Annotated in this window: 1 protein-coding gene; it reads left to right on the forward strand. The window is 37.2% G+C overall.

Translation table 11 applies throughout. The features are described 5' to 3' along the window. Positions 1-11 precede the first annotated feature (11 nt). Positions 12-77 carry a 30S ribosomal protein S9 gene (rpsI, locus tag HC176_RS20445; RefSeq protein ID WP_425338235.1) on the forward strand — a complete coding sequence of 22 codons (66 nt, stop codon included), beginning with the start codon at positions 12-14 and terminating at the stop codon, positions 75-77. Positions 78-288 lie beyond the last annotated feature (211 nt).

Raw genomic sequence — 288 nt, forward strand, 5'->3', positions numbered from 1 at the left:
GAGACCCAAGAATGGTGGAACGTAAGAAATTCGGTCAGAAGAAAGCCCGTAAGAAATTCCAGTTCTCTAAACGTTAATATTATTTGGTGTTCAAAGCACCAAAAAGTTCATTTAAATCATAAGATTTTTGTTGTTACTCCGGAATTCACACTAAGCTTAGCGAAGTGCCGGTGGTTAGTTTAGCATCTAAACGATCAGGGCCGTATATCGCCACCTGGTTGTTGCTAATTCAACAGAACGTAAACTATTACAAAAATGGCAAACAAAGTAGAAGTAAAAGAATTACTT

The sequence above is a fragment of the Tamlana crocina genome (assembly GCF_012037625.1).